Consider the following 19,983-nt stretch of genomic DNA (forward strand, 5'->3'; position numbering starts at 1 on the left):
AGACTGGGAATCTGCTGAAAGACAACGCCCCAGTTTGCCGATTGAATCGTCGAAATTGTGTTGAAGCGAAACAGTTGACCAGAGGGAATTGTACCCAGTAGCCATTGTTGAGCATTAGCCTGTTCGATCGTGGTTCCTGTGAGAGCCAGTCCGAGGTAGAAGAGCGCGATCGCAACTGCAATAATCCCAGGAAGTAGTAGAAAATGCTCAACAAACCTGGGCAATAGAAACATCGCCGTCGCAAATAAAATCGCTGGCAACCACTGAAACAACACAGTGGGCTGCAAAAACATAGAAAACGTCAGATGGTCATAATCCACGCCATTGAGCGAATTAAAAGCACCCTGCATCAGTAAAACGCCTGTCCCCGCCAGAAAACCGCCTACAACTGGGTAAGGAATAAAGCGAATCAAGCCCCCCAATTTGAACTGACCCAGCGCCATCAACACCGCGCCACCCACGACCGAATTCAATACAATCGCCGCCCCCACCGTCAACAACTTGGCTTCGATCGACGCACCCGGCATCAAATCTACAATCTGACGAGCGACCAGACCCAACACGGGAATCGAGGTATCTGAAACGGTGGCAACGACGCTGGGATAAGAACTTAATGAAGCAACGATCGCGCTAATAATCATTGAGCTAAACAGCAACAATCCCAGACCAAACGGGAGTGCATTCGCCAGATCGCCCGAAAAAATTACCGTCCCAAACGAGGCGCTCGCGACTACGGTCAGGAGTCCCATTGTCCCACCCGCAACCATGTTCAAAAACAATCGATTTTCGCTGTGTTTAGAACGTCCGGTAGTAGTCACGATTAGAGTGGTTGGCTGACTGTAACTTGCTGAAAACGCTGCTAGTAGTAACGAGTACATCCATACCGTACCGCAAAATCTACTTCTGAATCATGCTGATGACAACAAAATCCTTCTTTAGATATAAACATTGGTAACGGTGAACCAAATTGTTTGCAAAACAGCGAGTAGAATTTTGGACTTGATTTTTGAAGCTCACTCCAGCTTTTTGTGAAGTGCATGGATCTTAAGGGAGGTTAGAGGGCATCAAAAGAGTGCAGCTTCGAGAAGGGTTAGCATTAGCAAGTAGAATTGGATTCAGTGATAGAAGTTTATGGAAGTAATTTCTCTAAATTTCAGTCCTAAGATAGGTTTCAAATCAGTTCAAAACCGCCTAGGTTCAGAACGATTCTAAAGGCGGTAAAAACAATGCTCATGCTGCTGTTTCAAGCTGGGGAAAACCTGTACGCGATCGACAGTGCTCAAGTGATCGAGGTGATTGCGATCGTCACTTTGAGAAAGCTGGATCGGGTGCCTTCCCATGTGGCAGGTGTGTTTAATTATCGCGGCTCGATCGTGCCTGTGATCGATCTAAGCAGCTTGATAGTCGATACGCCCTGTCGATCGCGTTACAGTACCCGAATCATGATGGTCAAAGATCAGCGCGATCGTCTGCTGGGATTGTTAGCCGAACGAGTCACAGAAACGTTGTCTCAGGCGGATACGGAACTTAGCCCGATCGAGCCGCTTCATCATGCGCCCTATTTGGGTGAAATTTTGATCAATGGAAATAGAATGATTCAACGATTTCATTGGGAAACACTTATTTCTGAAGTTCAACGCACCTTTTTGATTGCTGGAGAGAACGCACAAGCTAATGTCACAAACCAGCATTGAAACTAAAATTGAAACGATGCTGAGGCAAAAGATTGGATTGGATGCCGCAAGTATCGGGTCAAACACGATCGCTCGATCAATCAACCAGCGCCGAACCCTGTGTGGATTGTCCGATCTAACGGCTTATTGGTATCGTTTACAGACCTCGCCCCAGGAAGTTGAAGCCTTGATCGAAGCAGTAGTAGTGCCAGAAACGTGGTTTTTTCGCGACCAAGCGCCTTTTGTTTGTCTCAGTCAGTTTGTTAAAACTCAACTTGTTCAAACTTTAGGAAAGCGGCCCTTATTACGAGTTTTATCAGTGCCCTGCTCGACTGGAGAAGAACCTTACTCGATCGCGATCACCCTGTTTGAATCAGGCCTCACAGCCGCTCAGTTTCAGATTGATGCGATCGACATTAGCCAACAAGCCTTACAAAAAGCAAACCGCGCGACTTATTCTAAAAAATCTTTTCGAGGCGAGTATTCTATCAATCAGCGCTATTTTCAAGCAGTTAAAGACGGAGTTGAAGTGCGATCGTGGGTGCGAGAGACCGTTCGTTTTAGACAAGGAAATCTTTTCGATTCTGCCTTATTGCTACATCAGTATCACATTGTCTTTTGTCGAAATTTGCTAATTTATCTCGATCAAACTGCCCGAAATCAAGTTCTTGAACACTTAGACCGAGCTTTGATGCAGTCAGGGTTATTGTTTGTAGGTGCTGCCGAGACTTCTCAAATTACTGCAAAATCCTATGTGTCGATGCGTTATCCGTCTGCCTTTGCCTATCAAAAACAAAATCTAGCCACGTTTCAACCTGCCCAAATTAGTGAAAAGCCGACCCCAAACACTGCCCTGCAACCCGCTGCAAAACTGCCAGTCCCGCCGCCTATTTCAGCGCTTGATCAAGCAAAACGACTCGCCGATCGCGGACAACTGATTGAGGCTGCTAATCTTGCCGAAGCTTGTTTAAGCCACGATCGCAGCAATGCTCACGCCCACCTTTTGTTAGGTGAGATCTATCAAGAACTCAATGACCTGGAACGAGCAGAGCGATCGTTTCAAAGAGCGTTGTATTTAAATTCAAGTTTCTATGAAGCACTCATTCATTTAGCCTTGTTAAAAGAACAACAGGGAGATACGTCAACGGCAATACTTTTGAGGGCAAGAATCCAACGAATTCTTAATACATAATCTTGTAGTATTTATTTTAATTGAGAGACAAGAGTTTATTTGGTTAAAGCGGGGTCTGAAATGAGAATTTAGCGTGATCTGCTGCCTTACGATGGATTTATTTTTTGAAAAAGAACGATATCCTAGAATTCAATTTTGGTGAGCAGGTTGGTGAATGTTAAATCGCTGGAATATTGGAACTAAAATTGGAGTCGGATTTGCATTGGGCTTGACCGTTTTTGCAACGATCGGGCTAGTTGCCTTTCGCGGAACTCAGGAGCTTATATCAGCCGCTCGTCAAGAAGAACATACTTATCAGGTGTTGAGTGAGCTAGAAGCAATTTTGTCGATGGTCAGAGATGCCGAAACCGGACAGCGGGGCTATTTGTTGACCAATGAAACTCGCTATTTGGCTCCCTACAATCAGGCTCGATCGAACATTCAAAATCGGCTCCAAAGCATTCGAGCATTGATTAAAGACAACCCTAATCAGCAGGCCTATCTTCAAACACTGGAGCCTGTGATTACCCAAAAACTATCCGAACTAGAGACGACTATTCAACTGCGACAAACGAGAGGTAGCAATGCTGCTTTGCAAGTCGTGCGATCGGGACAGGGCAAGCAATTAATGGATCAAATTCGCGATCTGACCGGCCGGATGAAAGCAGAAGAACAAGGGTTATTACGAACGCGATCCCAGTCCGCAGACAATTCGGCTCGTCGAACTTTGAATAGCTTGCTTTACGGCATTCCTGTAGGAATTGTGCTGCTGACGTTAATTGGCGTGATTTTGAACCGTCAGATTACTCGACCAATTGATCGGGTTTCTAAAGTAGCGCAACAGGTCGCAGATGGAGATTTGACACAATCGATCTCTTCGAGTTACCCGCAAGGGGTCACCGCGCATCAAGATGACACTGAAATCGGACAACTGCTCACCGCGTTTCAAAACATGACAAATAGCCTGAATGCTTTAATTGCTCAAGCACAGCGATCGGGCATCCAAATTAGTACCTCTACAACACAAATCGCTGCCGCCGGGCGACAACTAGAAGCGACGGTTAACGAACAGTTTGCCTCTATGAATGAAGTGAATGCAACCGCTCGACAAATTGCCATGACTTCAGGAGATTTAGCCAAGTCGATGGATGATGTGGCAAAAACGGCACAAAACACGACCCTCAGTGCTTCCAACAGTCAAACGAATCTAGATAAAATCCAATCTGCAATGCAGCGATTAGTGTATTCAACTAATTCGATCTCATCAAAGTTAAACATAATGAACGACAAGGCGAATAACATTAACAACGTGGTGACAACCATTACGAAAGTGGCGGCTCAGACTAATTTACTTTCACTGAATGCGGCGATCGAAGCCGAGAAAGCTGGAGAATATGGAGCCGGATTTGCAGTTGTAGCGCGAGAAATTCGCCGATTAGCGGATCAATCTGCCGTATCCACGTTAGAAATTGAGCAGATGGTTAAAGATATGCAGTCATCTGTTTCTACTAGCGTCATGGAGGTAGACAAATTTCGTCAAGAGGTGGGTCAATATGTTGAAGAAGTAGGCACTGTCAGCACTCAGATCGCCAACTTTATCACCGATGTTCAAGGGTTAGCGCCCCGGTTTGAGGTAGTTAGCCAAAGTATGGATGAGCAATATCGAGGCGCAGAACAAATTAGTACCGCGATCGCTCAACTCAGTGAAGCCTCTCAGCAGACAGTTCAATCACTTCAGGAAACCAATTACGCCCTGACTCAGTTGGACGATGCTGCACAAGGCTTACAGCGTGAAATTTCTCAATTTAAGGTGTAGTGTGATGATGGTTCCACAGGATTCAACAAGCACGATCGACTGTTGGAATCACATGGGTGTGGAAGGTGACCGATCGTGCGATCGACTAGCCACCGTTTTACATTGTCGCAACTGTTCGGTGTATTCGACGGCTGGACGCAGCTTACTTGAACGGGAGGTTGCGATCGCAGACATTGCTCAATCTACTCAAACAATTGCGGCTGAATCGACGGTCGATCGTCTCAAGTCTAATGAAGAAACGCTGTCGCTGATTGTGTTTCGGCTGGGTGAGGAGCGGTTTGCTTTTTCGGTGCGATTGCTCCAGGAAGTCATTCATCCGACTGCTATTCATACGCTGCCCCATCGAAGCAATGAGGTTTTTTTGGGGCTGGTGAGCATTCGAGGTGAGATTCTACTATGTGCCTCTTTGCGGCAGTTTTTGGGCTTAGAGGCAGCGAGTGAAGTCCGTCCTGATGCAGAACGAATGCTCGTTGTCGGCGTTGACCATCGCAAGTGGGTGTTTCCAATTGCAGAAGTAGAGGGAATTTATCGCGCTCCCTTAAGTGAGATTCGAGAAGCGCCGATCGTGATTACCAGAGCCAACACTTACACTCAGGGCATTTTGGAATGGAACAATCAACCTGTAAGCTATCTGGATGCCGAACGGTTAATTGATCGGCTCGATCGGGGGCTAGTGTGATGGGCGATTATTCAATGCGCGATGTGTTTCGTCAAGAAACAAAGACTCAAGTTGAAGGTCTAAAACAGGGTCTAACTGCACTCAAACAACACCCGACAAACAGTCAACTTGATGTTGTGATCAGGGCACTACACACGATCGCAGCAGCAGCCTACTTGGTCGAACTCGATATAGTTGCTCACTTAGCCGAAACCATGAGAGCTAGTTTGATTGCAGCCCAAAATCATTCAATGCAATTAAATTCTGCAAAGTTGGATTCTCTACTATATGCCAGCAGTTTGTTAGAGGAAGTTAGCCGGGTTGAGGATGCTGAGATGACTCAATGGCTATTTCGACACACCGAAGATTTTGTGCGCGCTCAAAGTGCGATCGAACTCAATCTACCTCATCCGGTTGAACAACCTTTTCCAGCTTCTACAATCCTGCCGCCGCCTAGTACAGCTACTAGTGAACCTCAGCCTGAGCCAGCAAGTTCTTCGAGTTACCCGCAAGGAGTTGCGCCCATTCTCAGTGATGCGTCCTTGATGGAGTTGTTTCGGCAAGAAGTAGAAGAACAAGCCACTCGATTGAACAATGGTTTGATTGCGATCGAGGCTCAACCTGATGCGACTCAAGAACTCGAAGCTCTGATGCGGTCTGCCCATTCGATTAAGGGGGCGGCTCGGATTGTGGGTCTGAATGCTGCCGTTGAGTTGGCACACGATATGGAAGATTGTTTTGTAGCGGCTCAGAGTCAAGCCTTGACGCTAACGCCCGATCAGATTGATATCCTGTTTCGCGGAGTTGATTTGCTGCAAACTCTCAGTCAAACGCCCGAAGCCCAACTTCCTCAATGGCTCGAACAACACAACGCTGAATTTGCAGCCGTTCGATCAGCGCTTAATGCTACCGAAGTTCAATATACGCCCATTGTTCAGCAGGTCGAAGTTCAGCAGGTCGAAGTTCAACAAATCGAAGCTGTTCCGACTACTCTCAATGTTCTACAATCCAATGTTTCACAATCCAACGTTTCACAATCCAATGTTCTACAATCGCCCCGCTTAGACAACGACAATTCTACTACTCCCCATGTTCTAGAACAGTCCGATCAGTCCGACGATAACAATGCGGTGCGCGATCGCGTCGTGCGGGTAAGTGCAGAAAACCTGAATCGGATTGTCGGACTCGCTGGAGAATCGATGATTGCAGCAAACTGGCTACAACCTTTTGCAGACTCGCTCCTACAATTAAAATCGCGTCAAGCTGCCTTGTCTAAAACCCTCGAAGCACTTCAACAAAAGACTTTAAACGACGACGTTAATGAACCGTTGCTCGATCGCTCTCGCCGTCAAGAACAAGACTGTCGAAACCTATTAAACAATCGCATTGGAGAACTCGAAGACTATATTCGTCGCACTGATAACTTGTCTGATCGCCTCTATCGCGAAGTGATTCGATCGCAGATGCGGCCCTTTGTCGATGGGGTGCAGGGCTTTCCTCGTATGGTGCGCGACCTGGCTCGTCAGCTTGGCAAACAAGTAAAACTCAATGTCTTGGGCGAGTCCACAGTGGTCGATCGCGACATTCTCAAACAGCTAGAAGCGCCCCTAACTCATATTTTACGGAATGCGATCGACCACGGATTAGAATCACCCGAAGATCGGATCTCAGCCCAAAAGCCTCCCGAAGGCACTATTCAACTCGAAGCCTTCCATCGGGGCGGTTTGTTGGCAATTACGGTGTCTGACGATGGCAGAGGGATTGATCCGCATCAAATTCGTCAGCAGGTGATTCGTCGCAATCTTGCCCCGCCAGAAGTTGCCCGTCAGATGAGCGATGCAGAACTGATGGAGTTTCTGTTTTTACCAGGGTTTTCATTGTCCAAACAAGTCACGGAACTGTCTGGGCGCGGAGTCGGATTAGATATTGCCAAAACAATGGCTCAAGAAGTGGGCGGAACGGTTCGGGCGACTTCTCATCCCGGAAAGGGAACTAGCTTTCATTTTCAACTCCCCTTGACGCTCTCAGTTGTGCGGACGCTGCTCGTCGAGATTGCTGGCGAATCCTATGCGTTTCCCTTGTCTCGGATTGATTGCATTGTAGAACTCGATCGCACTTCAATCTCCGTTGCCGAAAACCGTCAATACTTCACCTTCAATGATAAAAACGTCGGCTTAGTGTCCCTAGCTCAAGTTCTCAATTTACCTGCGATTGCTCCTTCTAATACACTGTGGGTCGTCCTGATCAGCCAACAGTCAGCGACTTATGGATTGATCGTCGATCGCTGTCTCGGAGAACAAGAACTAGTCGTTCGTCCGCTCGATGCTCGATTAGGAAAAGTGCAAGATGTCAGCGCAGCCGCTTTGATGGGTGACGGATCGCTAGTCTTGATTTTGGATGTTTCTGATTTAGTGCGATCGACCAACATTCTGCTCGAAGCGGGACAAGTCACCCCTCGCCAAAAGACCACAACCGTTGGACGCAAAAAAATTCTAGTTGTCGATGACTCTATTACCGTGCGCGAAGTTGAACGCAAACTACTCGAAAATCGGGGTTATCAAGTCGATGTTGCCGTCGATGGCATGGAAGGCTGGAATGCAGTTCGCAGTCACACTTACAATCTAGTCATCAGCGATATTGATATGCCTAGAATGAATGGAATCGAGCTAATCAAACAAATCAAAGCCCATTCTCGACTGCGATCGATTCCCGTGATTGTCGTTTCTTATCGAGATCGCGAAGACGATCGGCTTCAAGGATTAGATGCCGGAGCAGATTACTATTTAACCAAGAGTAGTTTTCATGACGATACCTTGATTCAAGCAGTCGTCGATCTGATCGGACAACCATCATGAGAATCGCAATTGTTAACGATACGGTGATCGCGATCGAAGCGCTGCGGCGAGTTTTGTTAAAGGCTCCACATCAGATCGCTTGGATTGCCAAAACAGGAATAGAAGCGGTGGCTCAATGCGCCAAAGACCGTCCTGACTTGATTTTGATGGATCTGATCATGCCTGAAATGGATGGCGTGGAAGCGACTCGTCAAATTATGCAGCGATCGCCCTGTGCCATTCTGATTGTGACTGCCAATGTGCAACAAAGCTCCGCCAAAGTGTTTGAGGCGATGGGACAGGGCGCACTCGATGCGGTGAATACGCCAATTTTGGGCAGCCAAGAACCCCCCGAAGCCGCTCAGACACTCCTACATAAAATTGCCACAATCGAGAAGCTGATCGACAAATCTGATTTTGCGCCCATTTCTTCTCAGGTACGATCGACTTCCGCTTTGATTGCGATCGGAGCCTCAACAGGTGGGCCCAAAGCCCTCGCTACAATTTTGTCTCGCTTGCCAATAAATCTTGCCGCCGCGATCGTGATTGTGCAACATGTAGACGCACAGTTCGCGGTTGGTTTGATCGATTGGCTGAGTCACGAAACGCCGCTCCCGGTCAAAAAAGCAATAGCGGGCGATCGTCCCGAAAGAGGGACTATCCTCGTCGCCTGCACCAACGATCATTTATGTTTGCAGTCTAACGGAACGCTGACTTACACCCAATATCCCGTTGAATATCCCTATCGTCCCTCGATCGATGTGTTTTTTAACAGCGTGGCGCGCTACTGGACAACCAAAGGCACTGCCATTTTACTGACCGGAATGGGACGCGACGGAGCCACCGGATTGAGTGCTTTGAGACAGCGAGGCTGGTACACCATTGCTCAAAATAAAGAAAGCTGTGTAGTTTATGGAATGCCCAAAGCGGCGATCGAGCTAAAGGCTGCTGTCGATATCCTAACGCCTGAAGCGATCGCAACGACTCTATCTCGTTCCTATTCGCGTTGACGTTTCTATGAGTGATCCGATTACCGTTCTTTTAATTGACGATCAAGCGATCATTAGCGAAGCGGTGCAGCGAATGCTGGCTCCAGAAAATGACATTGTGTTTCACTATTGCGACAATCCTCTACAAACGATCGCCGTCGCCCAAAAATGCCGTCCCACTGTAATTTTGCAGGATCTGGTCATGCCTCAGATCGACGGCTTGCTGCTGGTGCAGTTTTTGCGATCGCACGATGCCCCCACTTACGATGTGCCGCTGATTGTCCTGTCGAGTAAAGAAGACCCGCTGATCAAAGCCCAAGCGTTTGAACTTGGCGCAAATGATTATTTAGTGAAACTGCCCGATCGCGTCGAGCTAGTCGCCCGGATTCGCTACCATTCCAGAGCCTACAACAATCTACTCAAGCGCCAAGAAGCCGAATCCCTGCTGCGTCAAGAAAATGAGCGACAAGCCCTCTACATTCAACAAGTCGATAAGCTCACCAAAGCAGCCGTCGCAGTCGAACAAAATGCCTTTCAACTGGAGAGTTTGAGTGATGTGAGCGATCGCCCTGACGAACTCGGACAACTGGCCAAAACCTTCACTCAAATGGTCAAAACCATCAACACTCGTGAGCAAGAATTAAAACGGCTCAATCAATCCTTTGCGCGATTTTTTCCAACCGAATATCTGCGATTTTTACGCAAAGAAACTGTAACCGATGTGCAACTCGGCGATTATGTCAGCAAAACAATGGCGGTGATGTTTAGTGACATTCGATCGTTCACCACCATTTCAGAAACCATGACCCCGCAGGAAAATTTCAACTTTGTCAACGCCTACCTCAAGCGCGTCAGTCCCGAAATTCGCAATCACTACGGGATTATCGTCAAATTTCTCGGTGATGGCATGATGGCTGTTTTTCCCGAAGGGGCCGATGATGCCGTAGCTGCCGGAGTTGCCAAACAGCATCGCGTCCAGGAATACAACGAACAGCGCCAAAATCGAGGCGATCAGCCCATCCAAGTTGGCATCGGTATCCACGTCGGCCACATGATGTTAGGCATGGTCGGCGAAGACAATCGAATTCAAGGCGATGCCTTTTCGGATACCGTCAACCTCACCTCTCGTCTAGAAGGACTTACCCGATTTTACGGCGTTTCGATGGTGATCTCAGGGCAAACCCTCGACCATCTCAGCAACTCCGATCGCTATCAAACCCGATTTCTCGATCGCGTCATCGTCAAAGGTCGCAGCGAGCCGATCGCCATCTACGAAGTCCTAGACGCTGAAACCAGGGAAGTCCAACATCTCAAACGACAAACACAAGTCCCCTTTGAGCAAGGCATCGACTGTTATCGAAAGGGCGCTTTAGACGATGCAAAATCCAATTTTGAGCAAGTGTTAGCTTTCAATCCCGCCGACCAGACTGCAAGCTTATACCTCGATCGCATCCATCAACTACTCGAACAAGGCATCCCCGAAAACTGGAACGAAGCCTGGACATTCAGCGAAAAATAAGACTTTAGACCCTGGTTAACTGACAAAACTTTTTGCTTGGTGGTTAAAATCGCAACTAACAAAACAAAATCTGCCTTCGCGAATCAATAAAACCTTGAATAAGTTTAGTCTGCGGAGGCAGAGTTCGTTCTGATAGGCGCGTTGCCGAAAGCACTTGTGAAGCTAACAGCATTCGCCAGCCTGACAAATGAGAGTTTTAAGGCTTTCGTCAGTCAACCAGCTTTAGGCCTTAGATCCTGGACTAAAAACTTTAACAACGACTCCGCCCAACCTTCAAAGCCATCAATTCTCCTTAAAACGGAATATCATCCAACTCTGGCTGATCGATCGGAGCAGGAGCCGCCGGAACTTTAGCTTTCGTCGTCGCTCTAGGAGTCGAAGCAGGTGGAGTCGAAGCAGGTGGAGTCGTCGGAGCCACCCCAGCAGGCTTTGTGGTAGTGCCCATTTCTGCACTAAAAGACGACCCAATCTCAACCCCAACCAGACTGTGAATTCGCTGCACCGTCATCTCAGCCGTCTTTTCCTTAAAGCCCTCCGGACGATCGACCGTATTCATTCCCAGGCGACCTTCGATAATCACCCGATCGCCTTCGTGATAATTTGTCTGAATCTCTTGTGCCAGATTGCCCCAGCCGACGACCTTGAGCGTTGCAGGTGGCTCATCCGGACGCAGCCCCGCAATTTGCACGCGCATCTCAGCGATCGGAGTCTGGTTGTCCGACGTATAGCGAAGTTGAGGGTCTTGAATGATTTCGGCCATCAAGATGCAATTATTCATAAATCAGAACAGGTGAAGTGTGAAACAAAATCCCTTCTCCCTACTCTATTTTAAGTGGTCGATCGACGAATCAAAACCCGCCAACAAAAACCCCCCAACATCACTGCCAGAGGGCAACTTTTCCGGGTACAAGGAAACTTGAGCGCTACAACCAACCGCAAACTTTAACGAACAGAAAAGGCTTCTGATTTTTCAGAGGCGCAGCCTTCTCTCGGAATATCTGTCAGCATCAGTTCAGGGTGTTCAAACTCTGGGTGCTTTGTCAACATCCCATCCAGCTTAGTGTCTGGCTTACGACGCGCTTTTTGCACCAGTCCCAACCCTAGAAATCCCGCGATCGCCAACAGTCCTGCTCCCGCAATTTTTAGATCAGTGGGTGACCCAAACGAATTGAGGTTTGCTTGAATCGTGTTGCTGGATGGATTAGAAGGAGTCGATCGACCTGGTTCAGCAGACCTGCCAAACGGAGCAGACGACTTATCTTTGGAGCCAAATCCTGTCGAATTGGCAGTGTGAGAGCAGGCGTTGACAGGGGCACTCAGCAAAACGCCGCCTAAAATAGTAGTGGAAAGAACAATCGCCAAAGACACACGGAGCTTGAGCATGGTCTTGTACGAAGAAACGACTCCGCTATTATAAGGGCGACCCTCCGGCTCAAAACAGACAAATACATTACAAAATTTGCGAAACTAACGCTGATCTTATGCCCACCTACATCGGAATTTCTAGCAGCGCCTTCCGGCATCCTCTCGATAGTCAAGCAGAACAGGCGCTCCGCAGTGTCCCTGGGTTTGATCTGGTGGCTCGCAAATTTGTCGAGTTTGTCTACGAGCGGCCGCGATTTGTCTATCTGATGGGCAACAGCATTGAGGTCGGCCCGCGCCAATACGCCAGCGTTTACCAGATTTTTCGCGAGTGTCTGCGCGATTTAGACATTCATCCAGAGCCAACTCTATTTGTGTCACAAGCGCCTTTGGTGAATGCTTACGCCCTAGGGCAAGAGCGTCCTTGTGTGGTGCTCAATACCGGACTTCTGGATCTCTTGAGCGAAGTCGAACTGCGATCGGTACTCGCCCACGAACTCGGACATCTTAAATGTGGTCACACGACGCTGACACAAATGGGCATCTGGGTGAGCATGGCTTTGTCGGGACTCGCAGACATGACCTTTGGTTTGAGCAGTCTAATCAGTACAGGTTTACTCTTAGCTTTTTATGAATGGTCACGCAAAGCAGAACTATCTGCCGATCGCGCCGCCCTATTAGTGATGGACGATCTCAGACCCGTGCTGCAAACCATGATGAAACTGTCCGGCGGCAGCAGCAAATATGCCAATGAAGTTAGCGTAGATGAATTTATTCGTCAGAGCGATCGCTACCAGGCGCTTGATCAAGACGGTCTCAATCAGGCCTACAAATTCATGCTCTACAACAATGTCTCTGACGGCATTTTTCTCACCCATCCGTTTACCGTTGAGCGAGTGCGCCATCTCCAAGAATGGTCAGTTTCGTCAGCTTTTCAGCAAATTCGTCAGGGCAACTATCCCCGCGCCGGGGCAGAAGGATCAGTCGAAGTTCCCGTCGATCCTGCCAACAACCCAGAAGCCGAAGAACTCCGCCGCCAAATCGAAGAACTCCAAAAAGAAATCGATCGCCTCAAGAAAAACTAGCGCGGTCGAGAAGGTTTGAACCTGAATTCAATGTTGGAGCAGTTATAGAACATGAAAGAGGAATCGGAACTTCAAGCGGTGGCTTGTTGATGATTTCTCTTTTCGGTTTTGTACCTTTCTACACCTGTATTGTAAAGACTATTTCCTACTGTGGAGGGGTGATGTGGGGCGATCGTTCTTCTACTCTGGTTCGTGTCATCTATGTTTTGGAGACCGTTAATGAGTAGCGAACCTACCTCTAAACCGCCTGCCCCCAACCATCAAGAGAAACCAGTCCCAGAAACCGTCAACCCCCAGGATCTCGTCTACGCGGGAGGATTTGTCGGCGATGCCAGAGAAATTGTCGAAAACCCGGCTGTGACTCCCCAAATGTTAAATGAGCCAGGTGATCTGCGAAGCGATGCTTTAGAAGAGGATTAGAACCGCAGAAAGCTGCTCTCTAAAATCTCCGTCGATCGGAAGATGAACGCGAAGCCTGTCGAAATTAGAGTATGGCGATGAATCGTTATTTTTTAACCGAGTGATTGTGGTGTGATCACAGACGAAAATAGCGCTTGATACCTGATTACTTTTTGATTGCTACAGATTGGGTAAAGGACTTTGAACGCTGGACTTTAGACACATTGTTCAAGTATTGCTTGAGTCTCAAGCCTTTACAGGTTTTGTAGTACTAAGAAATTGGGATTGCCCATGACAAGTGTCTCGTTGCTTTGTCGAAATTGTTTTAAGTGGCTGTTTCAATAGTCCAGGTCAAAAGCTTGTGAGATTGGCTGCCAGTTTAGCGTTAGACAACAAGGTCGATCGACAGACGTTTGAGCAGCCTACAGATTTTGCGGCATCTAAAGTCCTTTGTCTTGCAGCGATCGTCTCGGTTGCCCCCTGCCTATTTTGGCTCTGTTAAAGCCACTGTTTTTATTTCCAATGGAGTCATGAAAGTAGCCCTCGTCCATGACTATTTGACCCAGCGCGGTGGTGCAGAGCGCGTTTTTGAACTGCTTTGTAAGCGTTATCCCGACGCAGATGTGTTTACGTCTTTGTATGATCCCCAGCATTCGATCGATTTAGGCGATCGTGTCGTTCACACAACTTATTTACAAAAAGTTCCGAATGCGTCCCGATATTTTAAGCTGCTCGCGCCCTTGTATTATTCAGCCTTTCGATCGCTGGATCTGCGCGAATATGATTTGATTATCAGCAGTAGTACCACGTTTGCCAAAGGGGTGAGAAAACGTCCAGATGCCAAACATGTTTGTTTTTGTCACAATGTGACCCGATTTCTCTGGGATACCAAAACCTATTTGCGAGAATACACAGCCTATCAGCGCTTTTATCCCTTGCTAGAAGGCGTGTTTCAGTGGATGCGTCAGGCAGATTTGCGCTATTCTCAAGAACCTGATTTATATATTGCCAACTCTAGTATCGTTGCGCGTCGAATCAATAAAGTCTACGGCAAACCTGCTTTGGTGATCAACTACCCGATCGATAGCAATCAATTTACCTTCTCAGATCAGAAAGAAGACTTCTATCTTGCATCGGCTCGACTGTTGAGCTACAAACGCATTGATGTGATTGTCGAAGCCTTTAACTGGCTTGGTTGGTCACTGCTGATCACCGGAGACGGGCCCGAACGGGAGACACTGCAAGCCCGCGCCATGAATAACATTCAATTTTTGGGTCATGTCACAGACGCAACGCGCAAACAACTAATGGCTAAGTCGCGATCGGTGATTGTCACAGCGCTAGAAGATTATGGGTTAGTCCCGATCGAAGCCAACGCCAGTGGAACGCCCGTCATCGCCTATGGAGCAGGAGGCGTGCTCGATACTCAAGTGCCCGGTACGACTGGGGTCTTCTTTAAATCACAAACCCCCGAAGCCCTTCATGCTGCTCTGTTAAACGCTCGTACGATCGCCTGGAACTATCGCAACATTCGTGAACATGCGTTGAGCCACTTTTCAGAGCCAGTGTTTTTTGAGTCGGTCGATCGTGTGATTCAAGGCGTTTTTGGTGATTAGCAATCCCTGTTTTTTTAATGAAAGGAGTTCCGAGGCGTGGCTGAGAGCAATTCACACTTATTGATGTCCGAACCTGATCCAGGCTATGGACAACTGCTGGCGGTCTTAGTTCGGCGGCGCTGGTGGGTAATCGGAATCTTGGGAGCGACCGTACTGATATCAGGAGTTTTTACGCTGTTTTCTAAATCGACTTATCGCAGTTCGATGCAGTTGATGATCGAGTCAAACTATCGCAGCCGTAAAACTGACACAGGCACAACCGGAACGCCTTCATTTGCCGATTCCAATGTCGAAATTGACAACGCGACCCAGTTAAATCTAATGCGATCGTCGCAGCTTTTACAACGAGCGGTCGATCAGCTAGAGCCACGCTACAGAGATATCGAGGTTGATCAGTTAAAAAATAATCTAACGGTCAGTCAGGTTTTAGAACAAAAGGGCAACGACAAAATTGGAACCAGTATTTTTGAAATTGTTTATATCGACAGCGATCGCCAAAAGACACAGGACGTATTACAGGCGATTCAACAGGTTTATCAACAGTACAATTTAGAACAACAAAAGCTGCGGCTCACCAAGGGATTGTCATTTATTAATGATCAAATTCCACAAGTAGAAGCGCGAGTCAATACAGCAGAAGCAGAACTAGAAAAGTTTCGCAAAAAGCAAGATTTAATTGATCCCGAACTGCAATCTAAATCACTGGTAGAAGCGTTGAGTTCTCTGCAAAAAGACCAGCGATTAAATCGAGCCGACCTGAAAGATCTGCAAGCCCGCTATGGAGCACTTCAACAACAGCTTGCTCGATCGCCCCAACAAGCCGCCATTGCTGCCCGACTCAGCCAGTCACCTCGCTATCAGTCCTTGTTAAATGAGATTCAAAAATCTGAGATTGCTATTGTTAAAGAGCGAACGCGATTCAAAGACAAAGCGCCCTTTGTGCAACAGGTCATCGATCAGCGACAAAAACAACTAGCCCTTTTGCGGCAAGAAGTTCAGCGTATTCTCGGCCCTCAAACTGCTGCCCTTGCACCTTCAGCCGATGGATTAGTCGCCGCCGGACAGCTTGGAGAAAATGACTTGAAGTTTGCCAGTTCTCTAGTCGAGGCTCAGGTAAATTTGGTGGCTGCCCAAGCGCGCGATCGCAGTTTGACTGATAATGAAGCTCAACTTCGGGCTGAGTTAAAACGCTTCCCCAGTCTACTGGCAGAATACAATCGCCTCCAGCCTAATGTGTTAGTCAATCGTGAAACCCTACAGCAACTTCTCAAAGCGAGACAAGAATTAGGGCTAGAAATCGCCCGCGGTGGCTTTGATTGGCAACTGGTTGAGCCACCTCAATTAGGTAGAAAAACTGGCCCAAGTTGGTTACGTAATCTACTACTGGGATCGGTTGCGGGCTTGATGTTGGGCAGTGTGGCGGCCTTTTTACGAGATGCGGCGGATGATGCTGTTCGTACCTCAGAGGATCTCAAAAAACAGGTGGCGTTTCCACTATTGGGACTGGTGCCAGAAGTGCCTTTGAACGAGATTGCACCTTTCCAGAAATCGCCTTCTCTTGCGCCTTCGCCGTTAGAAGTGATTCATTGGGCACCGTTCCGCGAATCGTTGGATTTGATATACAAAAACATTCAGCTATTGACGATCGCCAGTCCTCTCAAGTCGATTGTAATCACGTCAGCATTAGCAGGAGAAGGAAAATCAACGATCGCGTTAGGGTTAGCTATCAGTGCTGCTCGGCTGCACCAGCGAGTGTTGTTAATTGATGCCGACCTGCGCCGTCCGGGATTGCACAAACAGCTTGAATTGCCTAATGAACAGGGGCTTTCTAATTTGTTGTCGAGCGATCGGGCCCTGAGCCAAAATGCGATTCAACCCGCCAGCACTTATAGCGATCTTTCAATTTCTGTTTTAACGGCGGGCCCTGCGCCCACTGATCCCGTCAAGTTGCTCAGTTCAAGACGGATGCGTGAGTTGATGTTGATGTTTGAGCAGTCTTACGATCTGGTGATTGTCGATTCGCCCCCCGCGTTGGGAATTGTGGATGCGATGCTGGCGGCTTCTTTTTGTGATGGGGCGTTGTTTGTCGGGCGAATTGGTCAAGTCTCTCGCAACGAAGTCACTCAAGCGGCGGCGGCGATGAGTCGTCTGAATGTCATTGGCATTGTGGCAAACGGGGCCCAAAACACAAGCAATGCTTACTATCGAAGTGCTACTACCGTGTGACTGTAGTTTGAATCAATCAGTTTGAGCAATCCAAAGTTATGTGACTTTCTGAGTTTAATTCGTTAGATTGCATCACTCAACTGAGATTTTTTGGACAACTCTCATTAGGATTTCTTAGGATTTCTGGCGTTGCTGAATCAGGGGATGAATTGCCCCAAAGCGGAGAGAAACCCGATGTTCAAAGTCCCCCATTTTGGGGGATTTAGGGGGCGAAAAGATGGACACTTCTCACAGATTCATCCTTCCAATCAGCAACGCCGAATTTCTCTAGTGCCGCTTTTGGTTTTTGACCTGTGTGAATAGCATGATTAATGCCAGGACGATCGCCAGTCCAATCATTGAGATCATGATTCCAACTTGGCTGCTTTGACGAATAGCGATCGCCACCAATGCCCAAATAATTACGCCGCTAAAGGCAATGTCACGGTATCGAATCGTGATCACCGCTGAGATTACAGTTGCGATCACCGCCATGACCACTGTCCACACAGCCGGAGCAATTCCCCCTCCATCCCAATCGATGGCATAAAGTGCAGACGCAACATTGACGATCGTCGCTACGCTAATCCACCCAAAATAGACGCTAAAGGGAATCTGAACATACCATTTTTCTGAACGAGAGAGAGAATCCTGATGTTGCTGAATCGACAAGAAAGCGACGATCAAGCTAATCAGAATTCCTACCATAAACGCAACCGATAGCCAATAGTTGCGTAACTGGAACTGAAACACCCAGATACTCTGAAAAACAGAAGCCCAAATAATCGGCAGCCTTACTTTTTGAATCAGAGGATGATTACGGCGGTTTACAGACAGTTGATACACGCCAAACGCAATCAACCCAGTGTAGATCAAACCCCAAATTGCAAAGGCATAGTTAGCTGGCGTGATCAAAACATTGGCAAAAATCGTATTAGCGATCGCTCCAATACTCAGCCCATTAATCGGGAAGAAATTAGAGATGCCGTTAATGATGATCGCACCCAAAATCGCCACGATCGTCAAAACTGCCAGAAGTTTATCTTGAGAATCAGAGCGCTGCATACCGTTTCCTTTGAGTCAGATACCTACAGGATAGTGGGAACGCAATCAGGAGTCCTCTATCCAATTCCAGGTTGCGATCAGGCAGACAGTTGCATCCAATCATCCATCTCCGAAAATGAGTCACAGCCTGTCACTTCCATCAAGGTTTGCAGCGTAGAGATATCGCGTTTTTCCCATTCGGCAAAGATAGTTTCTCGATCGTCCGTTGGCGGATAGTATTTGTAAACGCGCACTCCCCCCCGTCGCCCATCGGCCGCTTGATCTCGACCTGTACAAGTAAGCTTCAAACCAATCTTTCCAAGCAATGCCTGCACGATCGCCATCGGCGCTAACTTCTCGGTAATCGTGATATTGAACAGCGTTTTGATATCTTCTTTGTATTGCGTCGCAAATGAGACCACATGCTGCACTTCAGAATCGCTAGCACGAATCTTTTCATTAGGTCTGAGAAAGTCTAAAATCTTGAGCGATCGTAATGCTTCTACCTGCGCCGTTAGCAATCGGAGATCTTGAACTGAAATCTTACCATCCCCACGATCAAGGTGTCCCTGAAGCTCTTGCATGTCGTGTAGTTTGACGAATTCAGGATCATAACTCAGGTAGTAATGTAAGCGAAGTTGAGAGTACCATCCTTCGTCATCTTTGAGTTTTAATTCTGGGGTAATTTCAATTGGATAACGCCGTTGTAGTTCGTGTTTGCGTTTGCTATGTCGCTTGCGTGTCGTTTGTGCAGATTGATCCTTGAGTTCATCGTATTCAGCAGCGCTAAGTTCTGGTGACGCGGAGATGGCGATCGCTTCCGCTTTTTGATTTTGCGTTCTGATTTGGGCGATCGATTGAATGACGCGATCGGTGCCTTCTGCGTCGTGTCGCCAGCCCAAAAATTCAAATCCAGAAATCTGCAAGCTGCCGTCCGCTAACGATCTGAGCATTTCTCCTGTGACAAAGGTTTGTCCAAACAGTTTTGCAACATCGTCGGTTACAACCGTCACTTGATGTCCCTCCATTAATAAACCATTCCGCAATTCTTTGCGATAGCTCCAGAGCGAAGCGTTGACACGGGCCGCCATTTTTGCCCAGGTGCGAAGTGAGATCGGATCGCTTTGTTCATCGAGATCAAAATCGACATCTTTGAGCAAAGAAATGTTGTACTTAACGGCTTTGGTCATCGACTGGGCAACTTCTCGATAGTGACAGCTTCCGTTACCAATCTTGCTCGGACTAAAATACGCCGCCCACACATACCGAGGCACTGATTCGCGCACTCGTGCCAAGGCTTGCCGAGATTCAGAATCAGGAGTCACGCCCTGAAAAATGCCAAACACCGCTTTAAAGTGGCCGCGAATGTCGATCGACACCCCCGTTCCGATCGTCGGTGTACTCAATACAATGTCGTAGCTGGGCAAAATTTCGTTAAGGCGATCAACAATTCGGTAAGCAGCATGGTCAGGATCAGCCACACTTTCGCTGTCAATCCTGAGAATTCGCTTGTTTGGAAAACGGCTCTGCAAATAAGTTTCGAGGTTCTTAGAACTCCATTTCCCCTTAACTTTTTGCGAATCCAAACAGACAAATACAGCACCCGTTTCGA

General features: G+C 47.8%; 16 protein-coding genes. 11 read left to right on the forward strand and 5 right to left on the reverse strand.

The genetic code is table 11. The features are described 5' to 3' along the window. On the reverse strand, nt 1-818 hold an 818-nt coding region (locus tag ACKFKF_RS28330; protein WP_446870713.1), incomplete at its 3' end, for a SulP family inorganic anion transporter. Nucleotides 819-1,226: 408 nt separating this feature from the next. On the opposite strand from ACKFKF_RS28330, the gene ACKFKF_RS28335 reads away from it, so the two are divergent. The 7 genes from ACKFKF_RS28335 (at nt 1,227) to ACKFKF_RS28365 (ending at nt 10,660) form a co-directional block, all read left to right on the forward strand. Continuing rightward, on the forward strand, nt 1,227-1,694 hold the full coding sequence (locus ACKFKF_RS28335; RefSeq protein ID WP_446870715.1) for a chemotaxis protein CheW: 468 nt from the start codon (nt 1,227-1,229) through the stop codon (nt 1,692-1,694). A 16-nt stretch (nt 1,695-1,710) separates the two neighbouring features. After that, nucleotides 1,711-2,865: a CheR family methyltransferase gene (locus ACKFKF_RS28340; protein WP_446870717.1), complete on the forward strand. Its 1,155-nt coding sequence runs from the start codon at nt 1,711-1,713 to the stop codon at nt 2,863-2,865. Between the two features lie 154 nt (nt 2,866-3,019). Further along, nucleotides 3,020-4,660 (forward strand): methyl-accepting chemotaxis protein, encoded by a 1,641-nt coding sequence (locus tag ACKFKF_RS28345; RefSeq protein ID WP_446870718.1) that lies wholly within the window; start codon nt 3,020-3,022, stop codon nt 4,658-4,660. A gap of 4 nt (nt 4,661-4,664) precedes the next feature. Further along, nucleotides 4,665-5,339, forward strand: a complete 675-nt coding sequence (locus tag ACKFKF_RS28350) for a chemotaxis protein CheW (RefSeq protein WP_446870720.1) — start codon at nt 4,665-4,667, stop codon at nt 5,337-5,339. After that, entirely contained in the window at nt 5,339-8,173 is a 2,835-nt protein-coding gene (locus ACKFKF_RS28355; protein WP_446870721.1) for a hybrid sensor histidine kinase/response regulator, read from the forward strand. The genes ACKFKF_RS28350 and ACKFKF_RS28355 overlap by 1 nt, the downstream gene beginning before the upstream one ends. Next, nucleotides 8,170-9,162, forward strand: a complete 993-nt coding sequence (gene cheB, locus ACKFKF_RS28360) for a chemotaxis-specific protein-glutamate methyltransferase CheB (protein ID WP_446870722.1) — start codon at nt 8,170-8,172, stop codon at nt 9,160-9,162. The genes ACKFKF_RS28355 and cheB overlap by 4 nt, the downstream gene beginning before the upstream one ends. A gap of 7 nt (nt 9,163-9,169) precedes the next feature. Then, complete coding sequence (locus ACKFKF_RS28365; RefSeq protein ID WP_446870724.1) at nt 9,170-10,660, forward strand: adenylate/guanylate cyclase domain-containing protein; 1,491 nt, start codon at nt 9,170-9,172, stop codon at nt 10,658-10,660. 292 nt (nt 10,661-10,952) lie between these two features. On the opposite strand, the gene ACKFKF_RS28370 is transcribed toward ACKFKF_RS28365, so the two are convergent. Both ACKFKF_RS28370 and ACKFKF_RS28375 read right to left on the reverse strand, forming a co-directional pair. Next, the gene (locus ACKFKF_RS28370; RefSeq protein ID WP_446870726.1) at nt 10,953-11,438 is read right to left on the reverse strand and encodes a single-stranded DNA-binding protein; all 486 of its coding nucleotides are present in this window, start codon (nt 11,436-11,438) and stop codon (nt 10,953-10,955) included. Between the two features lie 164 nt (nt 11,439-11,602). Further along, a complete protein-coding gene (locus tag ACKFKF_RS28375; RefSeq protein ID WP_446870727.1) occupies nt 11,603-12,043 on the reverse strand; it encodes a hypothetical protein in 441 nt (146 codons plus the stop codon). Nucleotides 12,044-12,141: 98 nt separating this feature from the next. Between ACKFKF_RS28375 and ACKFKF_RS28380 the strand changes: the two genes are divergently transcribed. The 4 genes from ACKFKF_RS28380 (at nt 12,142) to ACKFKF_RS28395 (ending at nt 17,348) form a co-directional block, all read left to right on the forward strand. After that, complete coding sequence (locus ACKFKF_RS28380) at nt 12,142-13,107, forward strand: M48 family metallopeptidase (RefSeq protein WP_446870728.1); 966 nt, start codon at nt 12,142-12,144, stop codon at nt 13,105-13,107. Nucleotides 13,108-13,326: 219 nt separating this feature from the next. Next, nucleotides 13,327-13,527: a hypothetical protein gene (locus tag ACKFKF_RS28385; RefSeq protein ID WP_446861713.1), complete on the forward strand. Its 201-nt coding sequence runs from the start codon at nt 13,327-13,329 to the stop codon at nt 13,525-13,527. A 392-nt stretch (nt 13,528-13,919) separates the two neighbouring features. After that, nucleotides 13,920-15,122, forward strand: a complete 1,203-nt coding sequence (locus tag ACKFKF_RS28390; protein WP_446870729.1) for a glycosyltransferase — start codon at nt 13,920-13,922, stop codon at nt 15,120-15,122. A gap of 63 nt (nt 15,123-15,185) precedes the next feature. Beyond that, entirely contained in the window at nt 15,186-17,348 is a 2,163-nt protein-coding gene (locus tag ACKFKF_RS28395; protein ID WP_446870730.1) for a GumC family protein, read from the forward strand. A 267-nt stretch (nt 17,349-17,615) separates the two neighbouring features. Here the strand turns inward: ACKFKF_RS28395 and ACKFKF_RS28400 are convergent, their stop codons facing one another. Both ACKFKF_RS28400 and ACKFKF_RS28405 read right to left on the reverse strand, forming a co-directional pair. Further along, nucleotides 17,616-18,392, reverse strand: coding sequence for a tryptophan-rich sensory protein (locus tag ACKFKF_RS28400; RefSeq protein ID WP_446870731.1), 777 nt, complete (start codon nt 18,390-18,392; stop codon nt 17,616-17,618). A gap of 77 nt (nt 18,393-18,469) precedes the next feature. After that, on the reverse strand, nt 18,470-19,983 hold a 1,514-nt coding region (locus tag ACKFKF_RS28405; protein WP_446870732.1), incomplete at its 5' end, for a plasmid replication protein, CyRepA1 family.

The sequence above is a fragment of the Phormidesmis sp. 146-12 genome, from assembly GCF_052939495.1.

Excerpts from the sequence above, each read along its gene's own strand:
- ACKFKF_RS28365 (WP_446870724.1), top strand. The coding sequence starts at position 9,170 with ATGAGTGATCCGATTACCGTTCTTTTAATTGACGATCAAGCGATCATT.
- ACKFKF_RS28380 (WP_446870728.1), top strand. The coding sequence starts at position 12,142 with ATGCCCACCTACATCGGAATTTCTAGCAGCGCCTTCCGGCATCCTCTC.
- ACKFKF_RS28350 (WP_446870720.1), top strand. The coding sequence starts at position 4,665 with ATGATGGTTCCACAGGATTCAACAAGCACGATCGACTGTTGGAATCAC.
- ACKFKF_RS28395 (WP_446870730.1), top strand. The coding sequence starts at position 15,186 with ATGTCCGAACCTGATCCAGGCTATGGACAACTGCTGGCGGTCTTAGTT.
- cheB (WP_446870722.1), top strand. The coding sequence starts at position 8,170 with ATGAGAATCGCAATTGTTAACGATACGGTGATCGCGATCGAAGCGCTG.
- ACKFKF_RS28355 (WP_446870721.1), top strand. The coding sequence starts at position 5,339 with ATGGGCGATTATTCAATGCGCGATGTGTTTCGTCAAGAAACAAAGACT.
- ACKFKF_RS28400 (WP_446870731.1), bottom strand. The coding sequence starts at position 18,392 with ATGCAGCGCTCTGATTCTCAAGATAAACTTCTGGCAGTTTTGACGATC.
- ACKFKF_RS28335 (WP_446870715.1), top strand. The coding sequence starts at position 1,227 with ATGCTCATGCTGCTGTTTCAAGCTGGGGAAAACCTGTACGCGATCGAC.
- ACKFKF_RS28385 (WP_446861713.1), top strand. The coding sequence starts at position 13,327 with ATGAGTAGCGAACCTACCTCTAAACCGCCTGCCCCCAACCATCAAGAG.
- ACKFKF_RS28375 (WP_446870727.1), bottom strand. The coding sequence starts at position 12,043 with ATGCTCAAGCTCCGTGTGTCTTTGGCGATTGTTCTTTCCACTACTATT.
- ACKFKF_RS28370 (WP_446870726.1), bottom strand. The coding sequence starts at position 11,438 with ATGAATAATTGCATCTTGATGGCCGAAATCATTCAAGACCCTCAACTT.
- ACKFKF_RS28345 (WP_446870718.1), top strand. The coding sequence starts at position 3,020 with ATGTTAAATCGCTGGAATATTGGAACTAAAATTGGAGTCGGATTTGCA.
- ACKFKF_RS28340 (WP_446870717.1), top strand. The coding sequence starts at position 1,711 with ATGCTGAGGCAAAAGATTGGATTGGATGCCGCAAGTATCGGGTCAAAC.